Origin of the sequence: Pseudomonas paraeruginosa PA7 (assembly GCF_000017205.1) — a bacterium.
Lineage (GTDB): Bacteria > Pseudomonadota > Gammaproteobacteria > Pseudomonadales > Pseudomonadaceae > Pseudomonas > Pseudomonas paraeruginosa.
The window spans coordinates 5,398,614-5,422,731 of the sequence record NC_009656.1 but is presented as its reverse complement, the minus strand read 5'-3'; the positions used below and the strand labels follow the sequence as shown (position 1 = coordinate 5,422,731).

Annotated in this window: 21 protein-coding genes and 1 pseudogene; 17 read left to right on the top strand and 5 right to left on the bottom strand. The window is 66.1% G+C overall.

Features of this window, described 5'->3' with window-relative positions:
• Window positions 1-189 precede the first annotated feature (189 nt).
• Genes PSPA7_RS25115 through PSPA7_RS25095 form a run of 5 tightly spaced genes read left to right on the top strand, consistent with a single transcriptional unit; the run spans window position 190 to window position 6,353 of the window.
• Window positions 190-3,021 (top strand): xanthine dehydrogenase family protein molybdopterin-binding subunit, encoded by a 2,832-nt coding sequence (locus tag PSPA7_RS25115; RefSeq protein ID WP_012077354.1) that lies wholly within the window; start codon window positions 190-192, stop codon window positions 3,019-3,021.
• On the top strand, window positions 3,014-3,553 hold the full coding sequence (locus PSPA7_RS25110; RefSeq protein WP_003153422.1) for a (2Fe-2S)-binding protein: 540 nt from the start codon (window positions 3,014-3,016) through the stop codon (window positions 3,551-3,553). The genes PSPA7_RS25115 and PSPA7_RS25110 overlap by 8 nt, the downstream gene beginning before the upstream one ends.
• Before the next feature lie 2 nt (window positions 3,554-3,555).
• Window positions 3,556-4,803, top strand: coding sequence for a cytochrome c (locus PSPA7_RS25105; protein ID WP_012077353.1), 1,248 nt, complete (start codon window positions 3,556-3,558; stop codon window positions 4,801-4,803).
• Between the two features lie 3 nt (window positions 4,804-4,806).
• On the top strand, window positions 4,807-5,778 hold the full coding sequence (locus tag PSPA7_RS25100) for an XdhC family protein (protein ID WP_012077352.1): 972 nt from the start codon (window positions 4,807-4,809) through the stop codon (window positions 5,776-5,778).
• Window positions 5,778-6,353, top strand: coding sequence for a nucleotidyltransferase family protein (locus PSPA7_RS25095; protein ID WP_012077351.1), 576 nt, complete (start codon window positions 5,778-5,780; stop codon window positions 6,351-6,353). Before PSPA7_RS25100 ends, PSPA7_RS25095 begins: the two co-directional genes overlap by 1 nt.
• On the opposite strand, the gene PSPA7_RS25090 is transcribed toward PSPA7_RS25095, so the two are convergent.
• Window positions 6,354-7,478 carry a methyltransferase gene (locus tag PSPA7_RS25090; protein ID WP_003153074.1) on the bottom strand — a complete coding sequence of 375 codons (1,125 nt, stop codon included), beginning with the start codon at window positions 7,476-7,478 and terminating at the stop codon, window positions 6,354-6,356.
• A 326-nt stretch (window positions 7,479-7,804) separates the two neighbouring features.
• Between PSPA7_RS25090 and PSPA7_RS25085 the strand changes: the two genes are divergently transcribed.
• From PSPA7_RS25085 to PSPA7_RS31545, 3 genes and pseudogenes are all read left to right on the top strand, one after another.
• Window positions 7,805-8,803, top strand: coding sequence for a DctP family TRAP transporter solute-binding subunit (locus tag PSPA7_RS25085; protein ID WP_003153072.1), 999 nt, complete (start codon window positions 7,805-7,807; stop codon window positions 8,801-8,803).
• 105 nt (window positions 8,804-8,908) lie between these two features.
• Window positions 8,909-9,685, top strand: a complete 777-nt coding sequence (locus PSPA7_RS25080) for a ferredoxin--NADP reductase (protein WP_003153069.1) — start codon at window positions 8,909-8,911, stop codon at window positions 9,683-9,685.
• Window positions 9,686-9,806: 121 nt separating this feature from the next.
• Window positions 9,807-11,027, top strand: a pseudogene (locus tag PSPA7_RS31545) (IS3-like element ISPa57 family transposase).
• A gap of 63 nt (window positions 11,028-11,090) precedes the next feature.
• Here the strand turns inward: PSPA7_RS31545 and mscL are convergent.
• Window positions 11,091-11,504, bottom strand: a complete 414-nt coding sequence (gene mscL, locus PSPA7_RS25065) for a large-conductance mechanosensitive channel protein MscL (protein WP_003153067.1) — start codon at window positions 11,502-11,504, stop codon at window positions 11,091-11,093.
• 226 nt (window positions 11,505-11,730) lie between these two features.
• Between mscL and PSPA7_RS25060 the strand changes: the two genes are divergently transcribed.
• The 4 genes from PSPA7_RS25060 to PSPA7_RS25045 all read left to right on the top strand — a co-directional run bounded on the left by PSPA7_RS25060 (window position 11,731) and on the right by PSPA7_RS25045 (window position 15,964).
• The gene (locus tag PSPA7_RS25060) at window positions 11,731-13,284 is read left to right on the top strand and encodes a catalase (RefSeq protein ID WP_012077348.1); all 1,554 of its coding nucleotides are present in this window, start codon (window positions 11,731-11,733) and stop codon (window positions 13,282-13,284) included.
• Window positions 13,285-13,471: 187 nt separating this feature from the next.
• The gene (gene katB, locus PSPA7_RS25055; protein WP_012077347.1) at window positions 13,472-15,013 is read left to right on the top strand and encodes a catalase KatB; all 1,542 of its coding nucleotides are present in this window, start codon (window positions 13,472-13,474) and stop codon (window positions 15,011-15,013) included.
• Window positions 15,014-15,068: 55 nt separating this feature from the next.
• Window positions 15,069-15,635: an ankyrin repeat domain-containing protein gene (locus tag PSPA7_RS25050; protein WP_074197475.1), complete on the top strand. Its 567-nt coding sequence runs from the start codon at window positions 15,069-15,071 to the stop codon at window positions 15,633-15,635.
• A 74-nt stretch (window positions 15,636-15,709) separates the two neighbouring features.
• Window positions 15,710-15,964 carry an HP1242/YdcH family protein gene (locus tag PSPA7_RS25045; protein WP_012077345.1) on the top strand — a complete coding sequence of 85 codons (255 nt, stop codon included), beginning with the start codon at window positions 15,710-15,712 and terminating at the stop codon, window positions 15,962-15,964.
• 56 nt (window positions 15,965-16,020) lie between these two features.
• Here PSPA7_RS25045 and PSPA7_RS25040 read toward each other — a convergent pair whose 3' ends face one another.
• A complete protein-coding gene (locus PSPA7_RS25040; protein WP_012077344.1) occupies window positions 16,021-16,455 on the bottom strand; it encodes a CopD family protein in 435 nt (144 codons plus the stop codon).
• 109 nt (window positions 16,456-16,564) lie between these two features.
• Between PSPA7_RS25040 and radA the strand changes: the two genes are divergently transcribed.
• Window positions 16,565-17,926: a DNA repair protein RadA gene (gene radA, locus PSPA7_RS25035; RefSeq protein WP_012077343.1), complete on the top strand. Its 1,362-nt coding sequence runs from the start codon at window positions 16,565-16,567 to the stop codon at window positions 17,924-17,926.
• A gap of 6 nt (window positions 17,927-17,932) precedes the next feature.
• Here radA and mapZ read toward each other — a convergent pair whose 3' ends face one another.
• A complete protein-coding gene (mapZ, locus tag PSPA7_RS25030; RefSeq protein WP_003153057.1) occupies window positions 17,933-18,310 on the bottom strand; it encodes a cyclic di-GMP-binding protein MapZ in 378 nt (125 codons plus the stop codon).
• Between the two features lie 202 nt (window positions 18,311-18,512).
• Between mapZ and PSPA7_RS25025 the strand changes: the two genes are divergently transcribed.
• From PSPA7_RS25025 to yjiA, 4 genes are all read left to right on the top strand, one after another.
• Window positions 18,513-19,019: a DUF3015 domain-containing protein gene (locus PSPA7_RS25025; protein ID WP_003153055.1), complete on the top strand. Its 507-nt coding sequence runs from the start codon at window positions 18,513-18,515 to the stop codon at window positions 19,017-19,019.
• A 359-nt stretch (window positions 19,020-19,378) separates the two neighbouring features.
• Complete coding sequence (locus tag PSPA7_RS25020) at window positions 19,379-21,445, top strand: carbon starvation CstA family protein (protein ID WP_012077342.1); 2,067 nt, start codon at window positions 19,379-19,381, stop codon at window positions 21,443-21,445.
• Between the two features lie 48 nt (window positions 21,446-21,493).
• Window positions 21,494-21,697 carry a YbdD/YjiX family protein gene (locus PSPA7_RS25015; RefSeq protein ID WP_003094856.1) on the top strand — a complete coding sequence of 68 codons (204 nt, stop codon included), beginning with the start codon at window positions 21,494-21,496 and terminating at the stop codon, window positions 21,695-21,697.
• Window positions 21,698-21,756: 59 nt separating this feature from the next.
• Complete coding sequence (gene yjiA / locus PSPA7_RS25010; protein ID WP_012077341.1) at window positions 21,757-22,761, top strand: GTPase; 1,005 nt, start codon at window positions 21,757-21,759, stop codon at window positions 22,759-22,761.
• Between the two features lie 96 nt (window positions 22,762-22,857).
• On the opposite strand, the gene glyA is transcribed toward yjiA, so the two are convergent.
• Window positions 22,858-24,111: a serine hydroxymethyltransferase gene (glyA, locus tag PSPA7_RS25005; RefSeq protein WP_012077340.1), complete on the bottom strand. Its 1,254-nt coding sequence runs from the start codon at window positions 24,109-24,111 to the stop codon at window positions 22,858-22,860.
• Between the last annotated feature and the right edge of the window lie 7 nt (window positions 24,112-24,118).

The following is a 24,118-nucleotide window of genomic DNA, read 5'->3' as shown; positions in this document are numbered from 1 at the left end:
GGCGACCAAAGTCGAGTATCCACGGGGCCTTTCGGCGGCAGGCGGGACTTTTCCTCGGGCGTGACTTGCCGCTAAAATTAACTTCCGAGTCAGGTTTTTCGCCTGCGTGCTCCACCTCGCCCGTCCGGGCGAGCTGTTCAAGCCTGAATAACGACATGGGTGGGCCCCTTACCACCCAGAGGAACTTGCATGTCCAACCGTGATATCTCCCGGCGCGCCTTTCTCCAGGGCGGGTTGATCGCCGGCGTGGGCGTCACCCTGGCGCCGCTCGGCAGCCGGGCTTTCGCTGCCTTGTTCGAGAACCAGGTGACCGTTGCCGCCCAGCAGTGGATGGCGGGCAACGGCCAGGTTCGCTTCCGTAACGACGCCTTGTCCAAGGTCTGTGGCAACAAGGTGTTCGCCCGCGACATCCGCGCCAGGGACATGCCCGGCTGGCCTCAGCAGCAGGGCCACGCCATGCTGCTGAAGACCGTGCGCGCCGACCGCATCTACGAAGGCCACGACCTTTCCTGGCTGGGCGCCGAGTTGCAGCCGGACCGTATCGTCACCGCCGCCGACCTGGAGAAGGACGGCATCGTCTTCCCCGAGGCGCATTCGCCCGATCCGCTGCTGCCGCCGGGCAAGGTGCCGATGTTCATCGGCCATCCGGTGGCGATCCTGATCTGGAACGACTTCGAGCGCTTCCGCCGGGCCAAGCTCAAGCTCAAGTTCAACGACAAGGCGATCCGCTATGGCGCCCAGGCCCCGTTGTACCAGGGCGATCCCTACGGCAGCTATCGCTTCGTCCGGGTCGGCGGCAAGACGCCCTACGAGGACGACGAGTTCTCCAGCCTGAAGGACTCGATGCTGTTCCCCACCATCCTCAACCGCAAGCCGGTCTGGACCAGCGAGCCGAAGCTGCACGGCGACCTCACCGAGCAGGGCCTGTTCCATGCCAAGCGCATGGCCGAGCAACTGGAACACCCGCCGCAGGACTGGCTGGTCTTCGACGAGCGCTACAAGACTCCGTCGATCGAGCCGGCGGCGCTGGAGCCGGACAACGGCAACGGCTGGTACGACGCGGCGAGCAAGACCTTGCACTTCGTGGTCGCCACCCAGTGCCCGTTCGAGGTCGCCTACGAAAGCGTGCACATGATCAAGCCGTCGCGCTTCGCCCTGGAGAAGCTCAACATCCATCCGGGCTACACCGTCGGCTACGGCTCCAAGGACAACAACATCTTCGTCTTCTACGCCGCGCTCGCCGCGCTGTACGGCGAAGGTGTGCCGGTGCGCCTGGCCAACGACCGCTACGAGCAGTTCCAGAGCGGCATCAAGCGCCACCCGTTCGACATCCGCTACCAACTGGCGGTGGACAGGAACGACCTCGGCTTCCGCATCTTCCGCGCCGACATGAGCGCCGACGGCGGCGGCCGCGCCAACTACAGCGCCTCGGTGGCGGCGGTGGGTGCCACCGCCGCGCAGTCGATCTACTACATGCCGCAGAACGACCTGGCGGTCACCGCCTACCATTCGCGCGGAGTCGAGGCCGGTTCGATGCGCGGCTACGGCACCCTGCAGACCATGGCCGCGACCGAGATGATGGTCGACGAGATCGCCGGCCGGCTGGGCGTCGACGCCATCGACCTGCGCCGCCGCAATGCCCTGCGCTCGGGCATGAAGAACACCCAGGGCGCGGTCCCGGCCGGTGCCTTGCGCCTGCACGAGATACTCGACAAGGCCGCTGCCCACGAAGTCTGGAAGGACCGCGAGGCGCGCAAGAAGCGCTTCGACGCGGAGGACCCGGACAACTGGTACGGGGTCGGCTTCGCCATCTGCCAGAAGGACTTCGGCACCGGCGCCGAGGCGCCGATGGCGAGCATCGAGTTCAGCGCCGACGGGCGCATCAGCCTGCGCCACATCGGCACCGAGATCGGTACCGGGATGTCCACCTCGCAGGCCTTCGTGGTCGGCGACTTCCTCGGCCGTCCGGCGGACGAGGTGAAGACCGCCGAGACCGAATGGCCCGAGCTGCGGCTCACCACCAAGGGCAATCCCTACCTGATGAGCCAGGCCGAGCAGGATGCCGCGCTGCGCGATCCGCGCTGGGTCGGCAAGCTGGCCTCGCCGTCGTCGGCGACCAACTCGGCGTTCTATTTCAGCCATGCCACTCGGGAAGCGGCGCGTGTGCTGTTCAACCACGGCCTGTGGCCGGCGGCCCTGGAACTGTGGCGCAGCGGTCCGTTCGGCGGCCAGGCCAACCCTTACGTGGTGCGTCGCGAAAACGCGGTATGGGTCGACGGCCAACTGACCGGCAACGGCCTGGCGCCGATTCCCTTCGCCGAGCTGGCGAAGAAGGCCCATGAGATGGGCCTGGTCACCGGCGTCAGCGTCCACGGCTTCAACCGCTGGAGCTGGGCCGAGGCGGACTTCGTCATCGATGGCGTGCGCGAACGCCTGCCGCTCGACGCCATGGCGGTGAAGTACGGCGACGGTGCGCCGGGAGTGAAGAAGGCGATGATGAACAGCGCCGGCTTCCACCTGCTCGACCGGCAGAACCCGGCTTATCCGGCGACCCAGCTGAACAACGCGATGGTCACCTACTACAGCCCGGTGGCGACCCTGGTCGAGCTGAAGGTGAACAAGGGCAGCGGCGAGGTGCAGGTGCTCGACCACCATTCCTGGATCGAGTGCGGCCGGGTGCTGGTGCCGGAACTGGTCAAGGGCCAGCTGGAGGGCGGCATCGCCATGGGTATCGGCCACGCGTTGCTGGAGGAAATGCCGCTCTACGAGGGCGGCCCCGCGGAAGGGGACTGGAACTTCAACCGCTACCGGTTGCCGCGGGCGAAGGACGTGGCGGTGTGGAAACAGACGGCGGAGATCCTGCCGCCGCTGTCGCCGACCGATCCGGCCAAGGGCATCGCCGAGGTGGTGATGATCCCGGTGGTCGGCGCCATCGCCAACGCCGTGGCGCACGCCACCGGCAAGCGCGTCCGCGACCTGCCCATCACTCCCGCCCGCATCAAGGAGGCCCTCCATGGCTAACCGCAAGCTCCAGATGACCCTCAACGGTCAAGCCGTCGGTCCGGTGGAGGTCGCCGAAGACCTGCCGATGATCGACTACCTGCACGAATACCAGAACCTCACCGGCTCGCGCCTGGGCTGTGGCCAGGGCATCTGCCATGCCTGCGTGGTGATCGTCGACAACCCGGACGGCACCAGCGAGGAAGTGCGCACCTGCATCACCGGTGCGCACTACTTCGACGGCAAGAAGGTTCGCACCATCGAGGGCCACGCCCAGCGCGACGAGAACGGCGAGATCCGCGCGCTGAACCCGATCCAGCAGAAGTTCGTCGACCAGTTCGCCTTCCAGTGCAGCTATTGCGCGCCGGGCTTCGTCAACGCCGCCACCGTGCTGGTGGAAAAAGCCCAGCGCCAGCCGATCAGGCGCAGCGAGCTGGAGCAGGCGATCGAGGACAGCCTCGGCCACCACATCTGCCGTTGCACCGGCTACGTGCGCTACTACAGCGCCACCCGCGACGTGCTCGACGAACTCGGCCTGGTCAAGGAGGCTTGAGGATGAAGCGCACCCTTTCCGGCCTCGCCCTGGCGCTGGCCGCGCTCTCGCCGTCCCTGGCTTCCTCCGCCGGCGCCGATGCGGCGCTGGTCAAGCGCGGCGAATACCTCGCCCGCGCCGCCGACTGCATGGCCTGCCATACCGCCGAGGGCGGCGCGCCGTTCGCCGGCGGGCTGCCGATCCAGTCGCCGTTCGGCACCATCTACGGCACCAACATCACTCCGGACAAGGAACATGGCATCGGCGCCTACAGCGCCGACGAGTTCTTCGCCGCCCTCACCGAGGGCAAGCGCAAGGACGGCGCCTATCTCTATCCGGCGATGCCCTACACCTCGTACCACCTGATCGAGCGCGAGGATGCCGACGCCATCTACGCCTACCTGATGGCCCAGGAGCCGATCGCCCGGCCGGCGCCGCAGACCAGCCTGAGCTTCCCGTTCAACGTGCGCATGGGGCTGGCCGGCTGGAACCTGCTCTACGGCAAGAGCGTGCGCTTGCAGCCGGAGGAGGGCCGCAGCGAGGCGTGGAAGCGCGGCCAGTACATGGTCGAGGTGCTCGGCCACTGCGGCGAGTGCCATACCCCGCGCAACCTCGCCGGTGCCCTGGAGCAGGACAAGCGCCTGAGCGGCGGCCTGCTCAACGGCTACCTGGCGCCCAGCCTGCTGCCCGGCGACCTCGCCGAGCGCGGTTGGACCCAGCCGGACCTGGCGAGCTTCCTCAAGCACGGCATGAGCGCCCAGGGCAGCATGTTCAACGAGATGTTCCCGGTGGTGCACCACAGTACCCAGCACCTCGACGACGGCGACCTGGCGGCCATGGCCACCTACCTGCTCGGCGACCAGCCGCCGCCGGCCAGGGAGGTCCAGGCGCTGCCCGAGGCGCAGCTGAACGACAGCGGCAAGCGCGGTCGCCAGCAGTACCTCAATGTCTGCGCCGGCTGCCACGGTGGCGAAGGCGAGGGCAAGCCGCATATCGCGGTGGCGATGAACGGCAACACTACCCTGCGCTTGCAAGACCCGCGTAATCTGTTGCGAGTGATCGAAGACGGCATCGTCGAACAGCAGTTCACCGGCTTCGAACGCATGCAACCGATGCCCGGCTTCGCCGGGAAACTCGACGACGAGCAACTCACGGACCTGCTCAACTACCTGCGCCAGACCTGGGGCGGATTGCCCGGTGACCTCGGTCCCCGACAGGTCGCGCAATTGAAGACGGAGAGCGCCTCGGCGCATACCGTCAAGGTGAAGTGAATCGTGCAACACCTCGATCTACAGGTGGTCCGCAAGGCGCTGAAGTGGTCCGTGGGCGGCGAACGGGTGTGGTTCTGTACCGTGCTTACGACCTACGGCTCGGCGCCTCGCGCGCCGGGATCGCTGCTGGCGGTGAACGCCAGCGGTGAATGGATCGGCTCGCTGTCCGGCGGCTGCGTCGAGGATGATTTCCTCGGGCGGGTCGCCGCCGGCGGTTTCCCCGAGCCCTCGGTGATCGTGCGCTACGGCGAGGGTGACGACCCGAACTCGAACATCCGCCTGCCCTGCGGCGGCATTCTCGACGTACTGGTGGAAAACCTGGCGCCGGACTGCGACGTCCAGGCCCATCTGCGCGAGCTGGAGTCGGCGTTGCTTGGCCAGCGCCGCCTGCTGCGCGAGGTCGAGCTGGGTAGCGGCGCGCGCAGCCTGCGCGACGACTCCAGCCATGGCCCCCGGGTGGAGCGCGGCGGCGAGCGGGTGCGCTTGCGCGTCGGCGCCGCCCAGCGCCTGCTGCTGGCCGGCTATTCCAGCGTCGCCCATGCCTGCGCCGAGTTCGGCAAGGGCCTGGGCTTCGAGGTGATCCTCTGCGACCCGCGCGAAGAAGCCTTGCGCGGCGTGGTGCTGGAGGGCATCGAGATCCGTCGCGAGCTGCCCTCGCTGTTCATCGCCGACGGCGGCTGCCACGCCGATACGGCGGTGGTGGCGTTGACCCATGATCCGAAGATCGACGACCTGGCGATGCTCGAGGCGGTACGTACCGAAGCCTTCTATATCGGCGTGATGGGCTCGCGGGCGACCTCGGAGAAACGCTTCGAGCGCCTGCGGCGCATCGGCGGCCTGGGCGATGCCGAACTGGCGCGGATCCACGCGCCGATCGGCCTCAACCTGGGCAGCAAGACGCCGGCGGAAATCGCCCTGGCGGTGCTGGCGGACATTCTCCGCATCCGCAACGGCATTCCGCGCGAGCGGCTCTGATGGTCGCTGCCGACGAGGTGCTGTGCCTGGTCCTGGCGGCCGGGCGGGGGCGCCGCTTCGGCAGCGACAAGCGCCTGGCGCGCCTGGCTGATGGCACCACCCTGCTGGCGGCCAGCGTGGCGCGGGCGCGCGAGGCGTTCGCCGAGGTGCGGGTGGTGGTGCGTGCCGGAGAGACCCCGGCGAGCCTGGGCCTGCCGGCGCAGCAGCGGCTTGTCCACAGCCTCGACGCGTCGTTGGGCATGGGCCACAGCCTGGCCGCCGGCGTCGCGGCGGCGGGGAGCAGCCCGGCGCGGGCCATCGCCGTCCTGCTCGGCGACATGCCCTGGATCGCCGCCGATACCCTCGAGCGTCTGGCCGCGATGGCCACTCCCGAAGCCATCGTGTTTCCCCTGTACGACGGCCAGCGCGGCCATCCGGTGCTGTTCGGCCGCGCTTTCTGGGACGCGCTTGCGCAACTGGACGGCGACCAGGGCGCGCGCCGTGTGCTGCAGGCCCATCGTCCGGCCTGGTGCGAGGTGCCGTGCGACGATCCGGGGGTACTCCGCGACGTGGACACCCCGGCGGCGCTCGGCTGACTATTTTCCCGCTTTCAGGATCACGAACTTCGGATTCGCCGCGACCTGCTCGACCCCGCGGAACAGCCGCTTGAGCTTGGCGTGGTAGCCCAGGTGGCGGTTGCCGACGATCCACAGTTCGCCGCCCGCCGCCAGGGCATCGCGAGCCTGGAGAAACATGCGCCAGGCGAGGAAGTCGCCAACCACCTGCTGCTGGTGGAACGGCGGGTTGCACAGGACCAGGTCCAGCGAGCCCGCCGCCTGGCCGGCCAGGCCATCGTCGGCGCGGAACGCCGCCGGCCGCTCGCCCAGCGCCGCGCGCCAGTTCTCCCGTGCCGACTGCACGGCCATGTACGATTCGTCCACCAGGGTCAGTTCGGCCTGCGGGTTGAGCAGCGCGTAGGCGATGCCGAGCACCCCGTTGCCGCAACCGAGGTCGGCCGCGCGCAGCGCGCCGAGGCTGCGCGGCAGGTGCGGGAGGAAGGCGCGGGTGCCGATGTCGAGGCCTTCGCGGCAGAACACGTTGGCGTGGTTGAGCAGCGTCAGCGGCGGTTGCTCCAGGCGGTAGCGGGTCGGGTAGGGCGAGCGCGGCGCCGGGCGCTCCGCCGCTTCGGCGACCAGCAGGCGGGCCTTCTTCACCGCCAGCGAGGCATGCATCGGGCCGATGTAGCGCTCCAGCAGGTCGCCGGCGGCGCGCGGCAGGTGCTTGACCATCCCTGCGGCGACCACCTGCGCGCCCGGCGCCAGTTGGCCGTGCAGGCGGATCAGTTGCTCCTCCAGCAACGCGAGGGTCTTCGGCACCTTGACCAGCACGTGATCGAAGGGCCCCACGGCGGTTTCGCTGGCCGGGACGAAGCGCACCGAGCCCAGGTCGAGGCCGTTGCGCGCGAGGTTCTTGCGCAGGGCAAGGAAGCCCAGGTGCGAATCGCCGCTGCTGGTGAGCTGAACGTGCGGCGCCAGGCTCGCGGCGAGGGCGCCGAAGGCGTCGTTGAGCACCAGTATCCGGCTTTGCGCCGTCACGCCCCGTTCGTACAGGTGATTGAGCAGGTACTCGTCGGCAGCGTCGAACGCCTGCAGGGGCTCGCCGTCCTGCTCGGGCTGGCGGATCAGGTCGAGCTGGGCGAAGGGTGTCGCGAATAGAGGCATCGGCTTCCCGGCGGGAGAATCCCGCTCGTCAATTAACAATCTGTCGAAACTGAGAGCTGGTTGGAGTTCTCCAGCTTGTGCGGCACACGGATATGCCGAAAAATTCTTTACCCGGCCCTGGTTAGTCGTTTCCTTACCGACGAGTCACCCGTGCCGGGCACGCCAATAATAACCGGGCTGGGGCTTCGATAGCGCCTGTCATGACCCGGTAGCGCCTGGACGGGCGCCTTCGCCACGTCGAGCGGCGACCGTCACCCAACCGTTTTCCGAGCGAGCCCCGTGCGAACCGTCGCGGGGCTCGTCGTTGCCATCGCACAGGTACATCGATGTTCAAGCCGTTTGTCGGTGTGGCGCTTGCCGCACTGTTCGCCGTTTCCGCCGCCGTCCATGCCGAGGACACCGGTCCGATCGTGATCAAGTTCTCCCACGTGGTCTCCGACGACACCCCCAAGGGCAGGGGGGCCCTGCTGTTCAAGAAGCTCGCCGAGGAGCGCCTGCCGGGCAAGGTCAAGGTCGAGGTCTACCCCAACTCGACGCTGTTCGGCGACGCCGACGAGATCGAGGCCCTGCGCGCCAACAAGGTGCAGATGCTGGCCACCTCGCTGTCCAAGTTCGAACCCTATACCAAGCAACTCCAGGTGTTCGACCTGCCGTTCCTGTTCGACGACCTGGAAGCCCTGAAGCGCTTCCAGAAACGCGACAAGAGCCGCGAGCTGCTGCGCTCCATGGCCAAGCACGGGATCTACGGCCTGGCCTACTGGAACAACGGCATGAAGCAGCTTTCCGCCACTCGCGAGCTGCGCCAGCCGGGCGACGCCAAGGGCCTGGTGTTCCGCATCCAGCCGTCGTCGGTGCTGGAGGCGCAGTTCGACATGCTCGGCGCCACCGCCAGGCAGCTGTCCTACGCCGAGACCCTCAAGGCCATGCAGGCCGGCAGCGTGCAGGGCACCGAGAACACCTGGTCGAACCTGGCCGGGCAGAAGATCGACAGCGTGCAGCCGTATATCACCGAATCCAACCATGGCGCGCTCAGCTACATGCTGATCACCAGTTCGGCGTTCTGGACCGGCATTCCCTACCAGACCCGCACCGAGCTGGAGAGCATCGTCGACGAGGTCACCCTGGTGGTGAACAAGGAGGCCGAGGCACTCAACCAGAAGGAGCGCGAACACCTGCTGGCCGCCGGCAGGAGCCGTCTGGTCAGCCTCAGCGCCGAGGAGCACCAGGCCTGGCGCAACGCGATGAAGCCGCTGTGGAAGAACTACGAGGCGCAGATCGGCAGCGATGTGCTGCGCGCGGCCCAGGTGGTCAACCGCAAGCGCTGAGCCCGTCCGGCTGTCCTCGCGTGCGGGGATAGCCACAAGCCTTGCGGGTGTTTCTGCCGGGTGCTTTGCGGGACACTAGGGGGGTATCGGTATCCGGAGCGGACCATGACCGCCAGCGAAGAGAAGTTCACCCGTCAGACGCTGCTCGACGTGCAGCCGCTGACCCCCAACCTGTTCACCCTGCGTACCAGCCGCGACGCGGGCTTCCGTTTCCGCGCCGGGCAGTTCGCCCGGCTCGGCGTGTACAAGCCCAGCGGCAGCATCGTCTGGCGCGCCTACTCGATGGTCTCGGCGCCGCACGACGAGTTCCTCGACTTCTTCTCCATCGTCGTCCCCGACGGCGAGTTCACCAGCGAGCTCAGCCGCCTGCGCCAAGGCGACCAGTTGCTGGTCGACCGCCAGGCCTTCGGCTTCCTCACCCTCGACCGCTTCGTCGATGGCCGCGACCTCTGGCTGCTGGCCACCGGCACCGGGGTGGCGCCGTTCCTCTCGATCCTGCAGGACTTCGAGGTCTGGGAGCGCTTCGAAAGCATCAAGCTGGTCTACAGCGTGCGCGAGGGCAGGGAGCTGGCCTACCGCGAGCTGATCGCCGGCCTCGCCGGGCGCGACTACCTGGCCGAGCAGGCGCACAAGCTGCAGTTCATTCCGGTGGTCACCCGCGAGCGGGTGCCCGGCTGCCTGAACGGGCGGATCACCACCCTGATCGAGAACGGCGAGTTGGAGCGCGCGGCCGGCCTGGCGCTGACTCCGGAGCATTCGCGGGTGATGCTCTGCGGCAACCCGCAGATGATCGAGGATACCCGCGCGGTGCTGAAGGCCCGCGACATGAACCTGAGCCTGACCCGGCGCCCGGGCCAGGTGGCGGTGGAGAACTACTGGTAGGCCTGGTCGCCGACCGGCGTGTTTCCGACCAGGAAAAAAGGCCCGAGAGGGCCTTTTTTCATCTGCTTGTCCCGTCCTGAATAAGGTTTACACCTCCCATGCCGATTTTCCGGAGAGCTAGATGGAGCAAGGTGTAAAGCGCACACAGCGAGATTACTCACTGTCTTTTAAATTGGCCGTCGTTGATCAGATCGAAAAAGGCGAACTGACCTACAAGCAGGCCCAGGTGCGGTATGGCATCCAGGGCCGGTCGACGGTTCTGGTATGGTTGCGCAAGCATGGTCGGCAGGATTGGAGCCAAGGGGCGTCGATTCGAGCCGAGAGGAGTTGCGCGATGTCTGACCCCAAAACGCTCACTCCAGAGCAGCGGATCAAGGAGCTTGAGCAGCAGCTTGAGTTGATGAGCCAGAAGGCTCAGTTCTTCGAGACCGTCGTTGATGTCCTGAAAAATGATTACGGTGTATCGGTCGTAAAAAAGCGATCCGGCAAGTCCTCTCGCAAGGTCAAGTCGCAGGACTGAGCATTGCTAGGGCTTGTCAGTTTCTTGGCATGAGCCGACAGGCTTACTACAAGCGCAATCGAGCTGCTGATAGCAAAGCACGCCAGGCAGATCGGGTTGTCGAATTTGTTCAACAAGTCCGGATGCGTCAGCCACGACTAGGCACGCGAAAGCTGCACTATCTGCTGCATTGCCAACCTGATAAGCAGCTCCAAGTTGGCCGAGACCGACTATTTCAGGTCCTGGGAGAGCGCCGTTTGCTGGTGTTGCCCAAGCGGGCGTATCACAAGACAACACAAAGCTTTCATCGCTTCTACCGCCATCCGAACCTACTCAAGTCAGGTCCGAACCAGGTTGTCCCGTCAGGACCGGAGCACGTTTGGGTGGCGGACATTACTTACTTGCCAGCCAGTAGTGGCCCGCTGTACCTAAGCCTGGTAACGGATGCGTATTCCAGAAAAATTGTTGGCCACCATGTGCATGAAAGCCTGCATGCCGAGTCAGTTGCACAAGCCTTATAGGCAGGCCCTACGCAAACGGCAGCGTCGCCAGTCACTGGTCCATCACTCGGATCGCGGTATTCAATATTGCTCGGCACTGTATCAGTCACTGCATGCACGGCATGGCGTCCAGTGCTCGATGACTGACGGATATGACTGCTACCAGAACGCGCTAGCTGAGCGCATCAACGGAATCCTCAAAACAGAGCTGCTGCTGAGTAGCCCTGAAAATCTGGAGCAGGCAAGGAAGATGGTTGCTGAAGCCGTGCAGATCTACAACACAGAGCGGCCTCACATGGCCCTGAAAAACAAAACGCCCGATACGGTACATCGGGCGTTTTGAGGCATATCGGCCTACCTGAGCAGGTGTAAACCTATTTCAGGACTAGACAGCTCGCCGACGCGGTCACGGCTTGTTCTGCTGGGCCTTGAGCAGGTCGCGGATCTCGGTCAGCAAGGTTTCCTCGGCGCTCGGCACCGGCGGCTCGGACGGCGCGACGGCCTCTTCGCGCTTGAGTCGGTTGATCGCCTTGACTCCCATGAAGATGGCGAAGGCCACGATCACGAAGTCGAGGATGGTCTGAATGAATTTGCCATAGGCCAATACCACCGCCGGCACATCGCCTTCCGCCGCCTTCAGCGTTATCGCCAGGTCGGAGAAGTCCACCCCGCCGATCAGCAGGCCGATCGGCGGCATGATCACATCGCCCACGAAGGACGAGACGATCTTGCCGAAGGCCGCGCCGATGATGATACCGACTGCCATATCCACCACGTTGCCCTTGACGGCAAAGGCTTTGAATTCACTCAGAAGACCCATGGGTTCACTCCCTGTATTTCGCTAAAAGGTGAAGGCAGTGTAATCCAGCCCTCGTCAGGATGCTCAGGCTGGAAGGTTGGTCATTGGTTCCGTGGGTTCCCCGGTTTTGATTGAAAAAAGCCATCAGTCCGTTAGATTTTGTCATTTATGTATTGAGTCGAAACTTCCTTACTGTCGAAACGCGTTGCCCGACAACGTCCGACGAGACCTATAAGGAGTTCCGACCATGAACCATGTTCTTCGCCCGAGGGCGGCAGATCTGCGCCTGGGCCTGGGTGCTTCGCTGCTGTCCTTCGCGCTGGTCGCCGGCGCCCAGCCGGCTGCGACCATGACCGACGACAACGGCGCCACGGTAGGCGACAACCAGAATTCGCAGACCGCCGGTCCCGACGGCCCGGTGCTGTTGCAGGATGGCCATCTGCTGCAGAAGTTGCAGCGCTTCGACCGCGAGCGGATTCCGGAGCGTGTGGTGCATGCGCGCGGCACCGGCGCGCACGGAGAGTTCATCGCCAGTGAAGACCTTTCCGCCCTGACCTCCGCGGCGCTGTTCCGCAAGGGCGAGGTGACGCCGGTGTTCGTGCGCTTCTCCACGGTGATCGGCGGCAGCGGGTCGCCGGAGACCTCCCGCGACCCGCGCGGCTTCTCCACCAAGTTCTATACCCGCGAAGGCAACTGGGACCTGGTGGGCAACCACCTGCCGGTGTTCTTCATCCGCGATGCGATCAAGTTCCCGGATGTCATCCATTCGCTCAAGCCGTCGCCCACCACCAACCTGCCGGATCCCGAGCGCACCTTCGATTTCTTCGCCCGGGTACCGGAAGCCACGCACATGCTGACCCGGCTGTTCTCCGACTACGGTACGCCGGCCAGCTACCGCCACATGGACGGTTCCAGCGTACATGCCTACAAGCTGGTCAACGCCCGGGGCGAAGTGCACTACGTGCGTTTCGACTGGCAACCGCAACTGGGCGTGAAGAACCTCAGCGCCAAGCAGGCCAGCGCGATCCAGGCGCGCGACTCGAATCACGCGACCCGCGACCTGGTCGAGGCGATCAAGCGGGGCGATTATCCGAAGTGGGACATGTACATCCAGGTTCTCGCCCCGCAACAGCTGGACGACTTCGCCTTCAATCCGCTGGACTCGACCAAGGTCTGGACCGGTGTGGCGCGGCGCAAGGTCGGCACCCTGGCCCTGAACCGCAATCCGGACAACGTGTTCCAGGAGACCGAGCAGGTCGCCATGGCGCCTTCCAACCTGGTGCCGGGCATCCAGCCCTCGGAGGACCGCATGCTCCAGGGACGGCTGTTCTCCTATGCCGATACGCAGATCTACCGGCTTGGCGCCAACGGCCTGGAGTTGCCGATCAACCGGCCGCGGCAGATCCGCGTGGTCAACGGCAACCAGTTCGGCGCCGGCGACAACGGGCACAGCCTGTCGGACGTGAACTACCAGCCGGGACAGCGCGAGCCCTGGGTCGAGGATCCACGCTCGCGGGCCGTGCCGACGCCGCTGAGCGGCACCGTGCAGCAACGGCGTATCGCCAAGACCCTCAACTTCCAGCAGGCCGGCGAGTTCTACCGCAGCCTGTCGCGCAGCGAACGGAAGAACCTGATCGCCAATCTTTCCGCCGAGCTTGGCCAGGTACGCCAGGCCGAGGTGCGGCAGACCATGCTTTCGTACTTCTACAAGGCCGATGCCGACTACGGCCAGGCGCTGGCCCGGGCGCTGGACGAAGATGCGACGCGCATCGCTGCGCTGGCGGCGAAACTGCGCGAGTAGTGGCCGCGGCGGGAGGCGGGAACGCCGTCTCCCGCTCTGGAACGGGCCTCATAACCCGGATGGAAAGGGATGGGGGATGAAGATTCCCTATCGGGCATGTGGGCTTTTTCAATTTAGCGTCGCCCGCCCGGCTCAGTACCTTGGTCCGGCGCAACAAGACGCCTGACAAGCCACTAGGAGCTCTTCCATGACCCTTTCCCTGAACGCCTTCCGTCCCGGCCGCCTGCTCGTGGCAGCGAGCCTGAGCGCCAGCCTGCTGTCGCTGTCCGTGCAGGCCACCACCCTCACCCGCGACAACGGCGCCCCGGTCGGCGACAACCAGAATTCGCAGACCGCCGGCCCCAACGGCTCGGTGCTGCTGCAAGACGTGCAACTGCTGCAGAAGCTGCAGCGCTTCGACCGCGAACGCATTCCCGAGCGCGTCGTGCACGCTCGCGGCACCGGAGCCCATGGCGAGTTCGTCGCCAGCGCCGACATCAGCGACCTGAGCATGGCCAAGGTCTTCCGCAAGGGCGAGAAGACCCCGGTGTTCGTGCGCTTCTCCGCGGTAGTGCACGGCAACCATTCCCCGGAAACCCTGCGCGATCCGCGTGGCTTCGCCACCAAGTTCTACACCGCCGACGGCAACTGGGACCTGGTCGGCAACAACTTCCCGACCTTCTTCATCCGCGACGCGATCAAGTTCCCGGACATGGTCCATGCCTTCAAGCCGGATCCGCGCAGCAACCTGGACGACGACTCGCGGCGCTTCGACTTCTTCTCCCACGTACCGGAAGCGACCCGTACCCTGACCCTGCTGTACTCCAACGAGGGCACTCCGGCCAGCTACCGGGAAATGGACGGCAACAGCGTGCACGCCTACAAGCTGGTCAACGCCAAGGGCGAGGTGCACTACGTGAAGTTCCACTGGAAGAGCCTGCAGGGCCAGAAGAACCTCGATCCGAAGCAGGTCATGGAGGTCCAGGGGCGCGACTACAGCCACATGACCAACGACCTGGTGAGCGCGATCAGGAAGGGTGATTTCCCGAAATGGGACCTGTACATCCAGGTGCTCAAGCCCGAGGACCTGGCGAAGTTCGACTTCGATCCGCTGGATGCGACCAAGATCTGGCCGGGCATTGCCGAGCGCAAGATCGGCCGGATGGTGCTGAACCGCAACGTCGACAACTTCTTCCAGGAAACCGAGCAGGTCGCCATGGCGCCCTCGAACCTGGTGCCGGGCATCGAGCCTTCCGAGGATCGCCTGCTCCAGGGCCGGCTGTTCGCCTACGCCGACACCCAGATGTACCGGGTCGGCGCCAACGGCCTGGGCCTGCCGGTCAACCGGCCGCGCAGCGTGGTCAATACCGTCAACCAGGACGGTGCGCTGAACGCCGGGCACAGCGCGAGCGGGGTGAACTACCAGCCGAGCCGCCTGGAGCCGCGCGAGGAGCAGGCCAGCGCGCGCTATGTGCAGACCCCGTTGAGCGGCACCACCCAGCAGGCGAAGATCCAGCGCGAGCAGAACTTCAAGCAGACCGGCGAGCTGTTCCGCTCGTACGGCAAGAAGGACCAGGCCGACCTGATCGCCAGCCTCGGCGGGGCGCTGGCGATCACCGACGACGAGAGCAAGTACATCATGCTTTCCTACTTCTACAAGGCCGACAGCGACTACGGTACCGGCCTGGCCAAGGTGGCCGGGGCCGATCTGCAGCGTGTTCGCCAACTGGCGGCGAAACTCCAGGATTGACGCCAGACGGGGCGGCCTGCGAGGCCGCCCTCTCCCTATATCGACTGGGCAGGAGGTGAGGACGATGCGAGGTTGGATAGTGGCGGCTTGCATGCTGCTCGCGGCGCTGGGAGCCCAGGCCGAAGGCAGCCGGCCAGCGGCGTCGGGGCCCGAGGTGGAGGCGCGGTTGCGCGATTACCTCTTCGACGCCGCCCGGCGTGGCGACCAGGCCATGCTGAAGGAGTTCGTCGAGGCCGGTTTCGATCTCGATGCGCGGGACGCCAAGGGTTATACCGCGCTGATCCTGGCCGCCTACCACGGCCATGGCGAGGCGGTGGAGCAATTGCTGGAGGCCGGCGCCGATCCCTGCGCCCAGGACAAGCGCGGCAATACCGCCCTGATGGGCGCGATCTTCAAGGGTGAGATGCGCATCGCCCGGCGCCTGATCGGCGCCGAGTGCAGCCCGGACCAGCGCAACGGCGCGGGCCAGACCGCGGCGATGTACGCCGCGCTGTTCCAGCGCGAGGAACTGCTCCAGGCGTTGTCGGCGCGCGGCGCCGACCTTGGCGCCCGGGATGCCCTGGGCAACAGCGTGGAAAGCCTGCGACGCGGCGAGCTGAACGGTACTGCGCCAGCGAAGTGATCGGGGGCAATGTTCGGCGGGAGCGGGCTGGGCTAGTCTGGAGGTGTCGTATCCAACGTCAGAGGAGGTCCGCCATGCCGCTCGAGCAACATCCGCTTTCCCGGGAGTTTCCGGATTTTCACGCCGAACTGAAGCAGCTTCACGGCAACGACGCCCACTTCACTCGCCTGGCGGCGGATTACGAAAGCCTCGACAAGCGTATCTACGAGGTCGAGGGTGGCCGCGAAGCCCTCGACGATCTGGCGCTGCAGGGATTGAAACAGCAGCGGGTACAGCTCAAGGACGAGATCGCCGAGAGGCTGAGGAAGGCCAACGGCAGGGGCCATTGAGTTCAGCCCGTGGTAGGGAAGGGCGCCTGGGGGCGCCCTTTTTCGTGTCGGCGGTTTCAGAACAGCCCGCCGAAGCGGAAGCTCTGGCCGACCGCGACGAACGCCAGTCCGACCAGGGTTATCGCCACGATATGCCAGCCCAGCTTTGGCAGGCTGGCGGCGTCCAGCCTCGGGATCAGGCGCAGGCGGGCGTGCGCGCCGAGGCCGGCGGTCGCCGCCAGGAGCAGCAGCTTGAGCTGCAGGGCGCGGGCCACCGGGCTGGCGTCGAGCCAGTGCCCGAGCGGTAGCCACAGGCTGGCCAGCCACAGGCCGCTGGCCACCTGCAGCAGCAGGGCGGGGATGCCGATCCGCTCGTAGACCTGCTCGAAGGCGCGGATCGCCTGCGGATCGCGGCGGCGCAGGGCGCCGGGGAGGATGCCGAGGGCCAGGACCAGGTGGCCGCCGACCCAGATCGCGGCGCCCAGCAGGTGCAGGAACAGCAGTATGCGCATGGAAGTCTCCTTGTCCGGCCACCAGTGTCGCGCGAAGCGCGGACAATCGAGGCTGATCGGAATCAAGCCAGCGGCTATCATCTGCGCTTTGCCCGCGAGAGGAATTCCCATGGCCAAGGCCAAGCGCATGTACGGCTGCACCGAGTGTGGTGCGACCTTCCCGAAATGGGCCGGCCAGTGCGCGGACTGCGGGGCCTGGAACACCTTGGTGGAGACCGTGATCGAGGCCGCGCCGAGCGGTTCCGGGCGCGGCGGCTGGGCCGGCCAGCAGGCCAACCTGAAGACCCTGGCGGAAGTCAGCGTCGAGGAAATGCCGCGCTTCACCACCGGCTCGGCCGAGCTGGACCGGGTGCTCGGCGGCGGCCTGGTGGACGGTTCGGTGGTGCTGATCGGCGGCGATCCCGGCATCGGCAAGTCGACCATCCTCCTGCAGACCTTGTGCAACCTGGCGACCCGGGTGCCGGCCTTGTATGTCACCGGCGAGGAGTCGCAACAGCAGGTGGCGATGCGCGCGCGGCGCCTGTCGCTGCCGGAAGACCGGCTCAAGGTGATGACCGAGACCAGCATCGAGACCATCATCGCCACCGCCCGCCAGGAGCAGCCGCGGGTGATGGTGATCGACTCGATCCAGACCATCTTCACCGAGCAGTTGCAATCGGCGCCGGGCGGCGTCGCCCAGGTGCGCGAAAGCGCCGCCATGCTGGTGCGCTACGCCAAGCAGAGCGGCACGGCGATCTTCCTGGTCGGCCACGTGACCAAGGAAGGCGCGCTGGCCGGGCCACGGGTGCTCGAGCACATGGTCGACACCGTGCTGTATTTCGAAGGCGAGTCCGACGGCCGCCTGCGCCTGCTGCGTGCGGTGAAGAACCGTTTCGGCGCGGTCAACGAGCTGGGCGTGTTCGGCATGACCGACAAGGGCCTCAAGGAGGTCAGCAATCCTTCGGCGATCTTCCTCACCCGCGCCCAGGAAGCGGTGCCCGGCAGCGTGGTGATGGCCACCTGGGAGGGCTCGCGGCCGATGCTGGTGGAGGTCCAGGCGCTGGTCGATACCAGCCACCTGGCCAACCCGCGGCGGGTGACCCTGGGCCTCGACCAGAACCGCCTGGCGATGCTGCTGGCGGTGCTGCATCGCCACGGCGGCATCCCGACCTACGACCAGGACGTGTTCCTCAACGTGGTGGGCGGGGTGAAGGTACTGGAAACCGCCTCCGACCTGGCGCTGATGGCGGCGGTGATGTCGAGCCTGCGCAACCGGCCGTTGCCGCACGACCTGCTGGTGTTCGGCGAGGTCGGGCTGTCGGGCGAGGTGCGCCCGGTGCCGAGCGGCCAGGAGCGCCTGAAGGAAGCCGGCAAGCATGGCTTCAAGCGCGCCATCGTGCCCCTCGGCAACGCACCGAAGGAAGCCCCGGCGGGCTTGCAGGTGATCGCCGTGACGCGCCTGGAGCAGGCCCTGGACGCCCTCTTCGAATGATTCGCCTCAGTCGTCGTGGGCGCTGACCAGCAGGGCCAGTTCGCGCTCCAGCAGTTCCTCGTCGCCCAGGTTGAGCTCGACCAGGCGGCGCAGGTGGCTGATGGAGTCGAGGTCGATGTGCCGGCATTCGAAGCCGAGCAGGCCGTCGCGGGCCCAGGCCAGGCTGATCTCCATGCGGATCAGCACGTCCAGGCCCAGGTACAGGCGGGCCTCGAAGGGCCGCTGCGGATCGCCGTTCCAGTCCTGTGGCTGGCCGACCAGGATGCCGTGCAGGGAGACGTCGTGGAGCAAGACCTCCCAGCGCCGTTCACCCTGGAGAATCTCGCTGTCGGCGTCGAAGGCGATCCGGTGGAAACGTCGACGTTCGTCGTGCTGGTCACTCATGTCGCGATCCCTCGGTGCGCGCTGCTGGATACCACTATAGCCAAGCCCCGCCGGCGGGGTAGTGACGGAACCTGTGCGGTGGGCACCGTGTCTCTCTCAGTGGCGGCTGGATCGACGGCACCTGTGCGAGTTTGACAGTTCGTCAAGTGTCGCCAAAGCTGCTAGAGCGTTTTTCTCCAAAATACAACTGCGGAGCGCAGACATGGACAAGCGACTTTTGAGCAAGGGGTTGGTTCTGGGGCTGCTGAGCCTGGGCAGCATGACGGCATACGCCGACGCGGCAGGCGGAAACGGCTGTGGTTGGGGCAACATGGTGTTCGAGGGCCAGCGCGGCCTGTTCCCGCACCTGCTCGCCACCACCACCAACGGTACCTCGGGCAACGCCACCTTCGGCATGACCTCCGGCACCAACGGCTGTAACACCAACGCACGCCTGGGCTACGGCGGCCGCTCGATCTTCGCCATGAACGGGATGCTCGACAACATCGCCGAGGACATGGCCAAGGGCCAGGGCGAAGCGCTCGACGCCTATGCCGTCCTGCTCGGAGTGGAAGCCAAGGACCGTGCGCATTTCGCCCAGGTCACCCAGCAGCACTTCGGCGAGATCTTCGCCAGCCAGGATGCGACCGGCGAGCAGGTGCTGAGCAACACCCTGGCGGTCATGAGTCGCGATGGCACCCTGGCGCGCTACGCCAAGCAGCCGGCCTGATCCACCCAGGCCTAGGAAAAAGCCCGCTACGGCGGGCTTTTTCATGGGCGCGCGGCAACTGGCCGGGCCTGGATGGAGGCTTCCCAAGGGCTAGTGGAACGGCGCGAACCCGGCGCATCCATCAGTTTTTTCCTATAGCCGGAAACATTCGCCCTGAAGGGCTCCGCAGCTGTCATTCCTTCCGCTCGCTGCCGCCAGGGCCCGCCGGCCATGGACTTTTCCGCCGGATTCCTGCGACATTGCGCCTACCGCCATCACGCGGTAACCGCTCTAGACTAAGGTCGTATGACCCCCGGTCGGTTCGCGGCTAGAATTTTCGCTGCAGAACTGCGCCCTCCATCTGTCGGAAGCCAAACACTATGAACAATAACAATAGCCTGCTACGTCACCTCGCCTGGCTGGTGGTGGCGATCGTGGGCGCCGCGGCCCTGGGCGTCGTCGCCCTGCGTCGCGGCGAAGCGATCAATGCCTTGTGGATCGTGGTCGCGGCGGTGGCCATCTACCTGGTCGCCTACCGCTACTACAGCCTGTTCATCGCCAGCAAGGTGATGCAACTGGACCCCAACCGCGCGACCCCCGCGGTGCTCAACAACGATGGCCTGGACTACGTCCCGACCAACAAGCACATCCTCTTCGGTCACCATTTCGCCGCCATCGCCGGCGCCGGCCCGCTGGTCGGCCCGGTGCTCGCCGCACAGATGGGCTACCTGCCCGGCACGCTCTGGCTGATCGCTGGCGTAGTCCTCGCCGGCGCGGTGCAGGACTTCATGGTCCTGTTCATTTCCAGCCGGCGCAACGGCCGCTCGCTGGGCGAGCTGGTGCGCGAGGAAATGGGCCAGGTGGCCGGCACCATCGCGCTGTTCGGCGCCTTCCTGATCATGATCATCATCCTCGCGGTGCTCGCGCTGATCGTGGTGAAGGCCCTGGCCGACAGCCCGTGGGGCATGTTCACCGTGCTCGCGACCATCCCGATCGCGCTGTTCATGGGCGTCTACATGCGCTTCATCCGGCCCGGCCGGATCGGCGAGATCTCGATCATCGGCGTGCTCCTCCTGCTCGGCTCGATCTGGCTCGGCGGCCAGGTGGCGGCCAGCCCGGAATGGGCGCCGCACTTCACCTTCAGCGGGATCCAGATCACCTGGATGCTGATCGGCTACGGCGCCGTCGCCTCGGTGCTGCCGGTATGGCTGCTGCTGGCGCCGCGCGACTATCTGTCGACCTTCCTCAAGATCGGCACCATCATCGGCCTGGCGATCGGCATCCTGATCGTCATGCCGGAACTGAAGATGCCGGCCCTGACCCAGTTCACCGACGGCACCGGCCCGGTCTGGAAGGGCAGCCTGTTCCCGTTCCTGTTCATCACCATCGCCTGCGGCGCGGTGTCCGGCTTCCACGCGCTGATCTCCTCGGGGACCACGCCGAAGCTGCTCAACCGCGAGCCCGATGCCCGCTACATCGGCTACGGCGGCATGCTGATGGAATCCTTCGTGGCGATCATGGCGATGGTTGCCGCCTCGGTGATCGAGCCGGGCATCTACTTCGCCATGAACAGTCCGCCGGCGGTGGTCGGCGCCGACGTCAACGCGGTGGCCGCGACCGTCAGCAGTTGGGGCTTCGCCATCACCCCGGACCAGCTCACCCAGACCGCCAGGGACATCGGCGAGACCACCATCCTGGCCCGCGCCGGCGGCGCGCCGACCCTGGCGGTGGGCATCGCGCACATCCTTCACCAGGTGCTGCCGGGCGAGAACACCATGGCCTTCTGGTACCACTTCGCGATTCTCTTCGAGGCGCTGTTCATCCTCACCGCGGTGGATGCCGGCACCCGCGCCGGGCGCTTCATGTTGCAGGACCTGCTGGGCAACTTCGTGCCGGCGCTGAAGAAGACCGAGTCGTGGACCGCCAACATCATCGGCACCGGCGGCTGCGTGGCGCTGTGGGGCTGGCTGCTGTACCAGGGCGTGGTCGATCCGCTGGGCGGGATCAACACCCTGTGGCCGCTGTTCGGCATTTCCAACCAGATGCTCGCCGGCATCGCGCTGATGCTCGCCACCGTGGTCCTGATCAAGATGAAGCGCCAGCAGTACGTCTGGGTGACCATCCTGCCGGCCGCCTGGCTGCTGATCTGCACCACCACCGCGGGCCTGATCAAGATCTTCGACAGCAATCCGGCGGTCGGCTTCGTCGCCCTCGGCGAGAAGTACGCCACCGCGCTGGATGCCGGCCAGGTACTGGCTCCGGCCAAGGATATCGGCCAGATGCAGCACGTGGTGCTGAACGCCTACATCAACGCCGGCCTGACCGTGCTGTTCCTGCTGGTGGTGTTCAGCGTACTGTTCTACGCCATCAAGGTCGGCATCGCGGCCTGGGGCAAGAGCGAGCGGACCGACAAGGAAACCCCGTTCCAGCCCATTCCCGATGCCTGACCGGCCGCGCTCCCCGGTTCGCCGGGGAGCCTTCACGAGGAAATCGCCATGTTCAACGACCTCAGCCGCATGGGCAAATACCTGGGCCAGGCGGCCCGGATGCTGGTCGGCATGCCCGACTACGACACCTATGTCGAGCACATGCGCAACAAGCACCCGGACAAGCCGGTGATGACCTACGAGGAGTTCTTCCGCGAGCGCCAGGAGGCGCGCTACGGTGGCGGCAAGGGCCGGCCGATCCGCTGCTGCTGAATCCCCATCCTTCCGCGGGCCACGTCTGACGTGGCCCGCGTCTTTTCTGGAAGTTGCGCATGTCCGAAGTAGCCAACGACAAACACGCCCCGATCCCCGTCACCGTGCTCACCGGTTTCCTCGGCGCGGGCAAGACCACCCTGCTCAAGTACCTGCTGCAGGCCGAGCACGGCATGAAGATCGCGGTGATCGAGAACGAGTACAGCGAGACACCGATCGACGGCCAGTTGCTCGGCGTCGAGCCGGTGCAGGTGATGACGCTGTCCAACGGCTGCGTCTGCTGCTCGATCAACACCGACCTGGAAAAGGCCCTGTTCCTCCTGCTGGAGCGCCGCGACAACGGCGAGATCGACTTCGACCGCCTGGTGATCGAGTGCACCGGCCTGGCCGATCCGGCGCCGGTGGCGCAGACCTTCTTCGCCGACGAGGAACTCTGCCAGCGCTATGTGCTGGACGGCATCATCACCCTGGTGGACGCCGCCAATGCCGAGCGCCACCTGCAGGAAACCATCGCCCAGGCCCAGGTCGGCTTCGCCGACCGCATCCTGGTGAGCAAGACCGACCTGGTCGACGCCGCGACCTTCGAGGCCCTGGGCCAGCGCCTGCAACGGATCAACCGGCGGGCGCTGGTGCATGTGGTCGAGCACGGCCGCATCGACCTGGCGAACCTGCTCGACGTACGAGGCTTCAACCTCAACGCCGACCTCGGTCCGGGCATCGGCCTGCGCCCGCTGCGAGCGGTGGCAGCCAAGGACAGCCGCGATCGCATCGGCACGCTGGTGCTGCGCAGCGACACGCCGCTGGATCTCGAAAGGCTGAGCGAGTTCATGGACGACCTGTTGCAGTGGCATGGCAATTCCCTGCTGCGCTACAAGGGCGTGCTGAACATCGCCGGCGAGCCGCGTCGCCTGGTATTCCAGGGCGTGCTGCGACTCTACGGCTTCGATTGGGATAGCGAGTGGCGGGACGACGAAGCGCGCGAGAGCGTGATCGTGTTCATCGGCGACAACCTGCCGGAAGACAGCATCCGCCAGGGCTTCGAACGCATCGTCGAAAGCCGCTGAGGCGCAGCGACGTCAAGGGAGCATGGAATCGGACAAAGGGAGCGTGGAAATGAAAAAGCCCGGCATTTGCCGGGCTCTTTCGTCTTGCCTTGTCGCTTAGTTGCCGTAGACCGGGAACTTGGCGCAGATCGCCTTGACCTTCTCGCGTACGCCGTCGACCACGGACTCGTCGCCCATGTTCTCGAGGATGTCGCAGATCCAGCCGGCCAGCTCGCGGCATTCGGCCTCCTTGAAGCCACGGGTGGTCACGGCCGGGGTACCGATGCGCAGGCCGGAGGTGACGAAAGGCGAGCGCGGGTCGTTCGGGACCGAGTTCTTGTTCACGGTGATGAACGCGCGGCCGAGAGCGGCGTCGGCGTCCTTGCCGGTGATGTCCTGCTTGATCAGGGATAGCAGGAACAGGTGGTTCCGGGTGCCGCCGGAAACCACGTCGAAGCCGCGGTCGATGAAGACCTGGGCCATCGCCTGGGCGTTCTTCAGGACCTGCTGCTGGTAGGTCTTGAACTCCGGCTGCAGGGCTTCCTTGAAGCACACCGCCTTGGCCGCGATCACGTGTTCCAGCGGACCGCCCTGGGCGCCGGGGAATACCGCGGAGTTGAGCTTCTTCTCGATCTCTTCGTTGGCGCGCGCCAGGATCAGGCCGCCGCGCGGACCGCGCAGGGTCTTGTGGGTGGTGGTGGTGACCACGTCGGCGAACGGCACCGGGTTCGGGTAGACGCCAGCGGCGACCAGCCCGGCGACGTGGGCCATGTCGACGAACAGGTAGGCGCCGACCTTGTCGGCGATGGCGCGGAAGCGCGGGAAGTCGAGGACCTGGGAATAGGCGGAGAAGCCGGCGACGATCATCTTCGGCTTGTGCTCGACGGCCAGGCGCTCGACTTCGTCATAGTCGATCAGACCGTTGGCGTCGATGCCGTACTGCACGGCGTTGTACAGCTTGCCGGAGGAGGAGACGCTGGCGCCGTGGGTCAGGTGGCCGCCGTGGGCCAGGCTCATGCCGAGGATGGTGTCGCCGGCCGACAGCAGGGCCAGGTAGACCGCCGCGTTGGCCTGGGAGCCGGCATGCGGCTGGACGTTGGCGTAGTCGGCGCCGAACAGTTGCTTGGCGCGGTCGATGGCCAGTTGCTCGACGATGTCGACGTACTCGCAGCCACCGTAGTAGCGCTTGTGCGGGTAGCCTTCGGCGTACTTGTTGGTCAGCACCGAACCCTGGGCTTCCATCACCGCCGGGCTGGTGTAGTTCTCGGAGGCGATCAGCTCGATGTGCTCTTCCTGGCGCTGGGCTTCCTGCTCCATCGCGGCAAAGAGTTCGGCATCGTAGCGGGCGAGGGTCAAATCACGGCTGAACATGGCGGTC